This window comes from Streptomyces sp. NPDC058579, from assembly GCF_042718575.1.
Lineage (GTDB): Bacteria > Actinomycetota > Actinomycetes > Streptomycetales > Streptomycetaceae > Streptomyces.
In genome coordinates this window covers 1-3059 of sequence record NZ_JBHXPI010000077.1, presented here as the reverse complement: position 1 = coordinate 3059, position 3059 = coordinate 1, and the positions used below count along the sequence as shown (strand labels likewise).

Genomic DNA, 3059 nt, shown 5'->3' with positions numbered 1-3059 from the left:
GGTGGTTTTTGTCCTTCACCCGCCCGCCGTGTTCTGGGGGGGGCCCGGGGGGGGGGGGGTAGGGGCGGGGGCACCCCCCCAACTACACGCCCCCCCCGCCCCCCCCAGTGCGGCACGTTCAGTGGTCGACCGTGGGGACAACCCCGTACCCGTACCCGTACCCGCGTCGACTCGTCGGCCTGGGCGCGGCGCGCATGACCGAATCGCGGCGCGGCCTCGTCTGGCCGCCGGTCAACGCGGGGTCGGCCACCCTGCCGGGGCATCTCCGCCGGAACCCCACGGCGGTGCAATCCCACCCTGGCCGGTGGCACAGACAGGAACGGCGCGACGGCTGTCGATGTGTCAGATCATCAGCAGGAGCCGCGTGTGGGGGACGAGCTTCCGGTTGACGCTGGTGCTCTGTACGAAGATGGTGAAGTCGTCGTTGTGGTCCGGCTTGACGCGTACCTCGGTGTCCGGCAGACCGAGCAGGGCCCGGGCCTGCGGCCCGGTGTAGACCCGGTCCGTCTTCTTCTCCAGCACCGCGATCTGCTTGCGTGCCTGGACCTTCTCCGCCTTGCTCAGCTGGTAGAACGCGCCACCGGTGCGGTAGGTGTGCCCGCACTCGACGACCCAGTCCCGGATCGCCGCGTCACGGGCCACCGGGATCAGCTGGTACTGCGAGGGATTGACCGGGGCGAGACCGGCTGCCTCGATGGTGTCCTTGTTTACGGCCTCCGCGCCGGTGGAGAACACCGCGCGCGATCCACGGATGCCCTGGGCCCGGCCCATCATGAACTTCTCGGTGGCCTCCCGGATGACCTGCCCGGCCTCCTCCAGACCCTGGGTGCTCGTGGCGTCCCAGATCGCGATGTTCTCCTTCGGGAACCCGCACTGCATGGCCTCGCGCTTGCCCATCTGGTCCGGTACGAGAACGGCCAGGGTCCAGTTGTCCTCCTGCGTCCCGATCATCTCGGACACGGCCTTGACCAGTTCACGCGGATCCCTGGCAGGGGCGTCCGGGCAACGGTGGCTCGCGTTCTCCTGCCCGTCGGTCAGCACGAACGTCAGGAAGCTGTGGTCGCCGTACAACTGGGCGGTCTGCGCCAGCTCCCGCTGCGACTTCAGCGCCGCCGCGAGCAGAGCCGTCATGCCGCCGGCCCGGTACATCTGCTTCAGCGACGGCATCCGCAGCACGTCCTTGTCGTAGATGACGCACTCGACCGTGTCCGCGAAGACGTAGACCGTGACACGGGTCTCCTGCTCCAGCTCCCTGGAACGCCGTGCGAGATAGGCGATCTGCTGGTCGGCGACTTCGACGACCTTGCGACTCAGGTGCGACATGGATGAACTGGCATCCAGCACGAGCGCGACGTGATTGATGTAGTTCTGACTTCCCGACATGGCAACTCCCCGTCCTGCGACTTGATGTACCTACCGTCTCACCCACCACTGACAATCGATCTTGGCTCCCAGACCGAAGCCGCCGGCCCTGCGCGGCGAGGAGCTGGAGGCCGCGCGCTGAGGTGCCCGGATGCTGGGCACGCCGGCGGAGGAAGCGAGGATTCGGTCGGCCCGCCGGAGGTGCTGCCCGGCAGAGAAGCCGTCCCGACCATCGCCTCCCCATGTCGTCCCCACGGGGTGTCTGCGCCGGATGGAGTATCGGACAGGCAGGTCTCGAAGCCGCGTCTGATGCTGGGTCGGACACCCTGACCGGGTGCATGTCCATCCGGCATCACCGTGAAGGAGCCCCCGTGCCGGCACACCGTGGAGACCGTTCCCGCTCGCACGTACGTCTGCGTCTCTTGGCGGCTGCCCTGGCCGCGTCCGCACTCGCCGTCGTGGTCCAGCCCGCGCAAGCCACGGGTACGCCACCGCCACCCCAGGACAGCGCCCTGCAGAAGCGGCTGAACGACCTCGTCCGTACCGCCGGAGGCCCGCCCGGAGTGATCGCGCTGCTGCGGCAGGGCGACCGGACGGCGGTCTACCGGGCGGGCGTAGCCGACATCGCGACCGGCCGCCCGCCCCGTACCACCGACCACATGCGGATCGCGAGCGTCGCCAAGGCGTTCAGCGGGGCGGTCGCCCTGCGCCTGGTGGACCGCGACAAGCTGGACCTCGACGACACGATCGGCGAACTCCTGCCCTCACTGCCCGCCGCCTGGCACCAGGTGACGCTGCGCCAGCTGCTCAGCCACACCAGCGGGCTGCCCGACTTCTCGACGGCGCCCGCGTTCCTCGAGATCCTGCAGGAGGACCCCAGACACCACTTCGACTCCCGCCGGCTGCTCGACTTCGTCGCCGGGGAGGACCTGGTGTTCCCGCCGGGATCGCGGTACGAGTACTCGAACTCCGACAACATCGCGGTCGCGCTGATGGCCGAGGCGGTCACGGGACAGCGTTACGAGAAGCTGCTCGACCAGCTTGTGTACCGGCCCCTCGGCCTGAAGGAGACCAGCCTCCCTCAGGGCTACCGATTGCCGAGGCCGTACCTCCACGGTTACGACGTGACTCCGCCCGCCCCGCCGGAGGACATCAGCGAGGTCCTCAGCGCGTCGGGCGTCTGGGCCTCCGGCGGCATCGTCTCGACACCGAACGACCTCAACGCCTTCGTCCGTGCCTGGGCCGGCGGACCCGGCTTCCTGTCCCGGGAGACCCGCCACCAGCAGCGGACCTTCATCCCCGGCGCCGCGTCGGAGCCCGCCGGCCCCGGCGTCAACGCGGGCGGACTGGCCATCTTCCGCTACAAGACACGGTGCGGCACGGTCTACGGTCACACCGGCAACTTCCCCGGCTACACCCAGCTGGCGGCCGGCACGGCGGACGGCAAGCGGTCCCTGACGTTCTCGATCAACACCCAGACCAGCAAGAGCCTCAAGCCGGAGCTGCTGGCCAAGGTCCGCGCGGTCCAGGAGGACTTCGTCTGCGCCCTACTGCGACGCTGACCGTGCGGTAGCCGGCAGGGCCGGCCCGCCGGGTGCGGCAGCGGAGCTGTTGCTGTGGTGGGGGCCGCGGGGGGGCCGGGGGGGGCCCCCCGGGGCCCCGGGGGGTGGGGCAGATAAGGGGGGGGGCTTCGAAGG

The 3059-nt window shown here is 69.9% G+C and carries 2 protein-coding genes; one reads left to right on the top strand and one right to left on the bottom strand.

Annotated features, from left to right (window positions below):
- Nucleotides 1-342: 342 nt before the first annotated feature.
- Nucleotides 343-1383 carry a vWA domain-containing protein gene (locus tag ACFWRO_RS36580; RefSeq protein WP_384518877.1) on the bottom strand — a complete coding sequence of 347 codons (1041 nt, stop codon included), beginning with the start codon at nucleotides 1381-1383 and terminating at the stop codon, nucleotides 343-345.
- Between the two features lie 317 nt (nucleotides 1384-1700).
- Here ACFWRO_RS36580 and ACFWRO_RS36575 point away from each other — a divergent pair, with 317 nt between their 5' ends.
- Nucleotides 1701-2924: a serine hydrolase domain-containing protein gene (locus ACFWRO_RS36575; protein ID WP_384518874.1), complete on the top strand. Its 1224-nt coding sequence runs from the start codon at nucleotides 1701-1703 to the stop codon at nucleotides 2922-2924.
- The last annotated feature ends 135 nt before the right edge of the window (nucleotides 2925-3059 follow it).

Coding starts and splice junctions, on each gene's coding strand:
- ACFWRO_RS36580 (WP_384518877.1), bottom strand. CDS start 1,383: ATGTCGGGAAGTCAGAACTACATCAATCACGTCGCGCTCGTGCTGGAT.
- ACFWRO_RS36575 (WP_384518874.1), top strand. CDS start 1,701: ATGTCCATCCGGCATCACCGTGAAGGAGCCCCCGTGCCGGCACACCGT.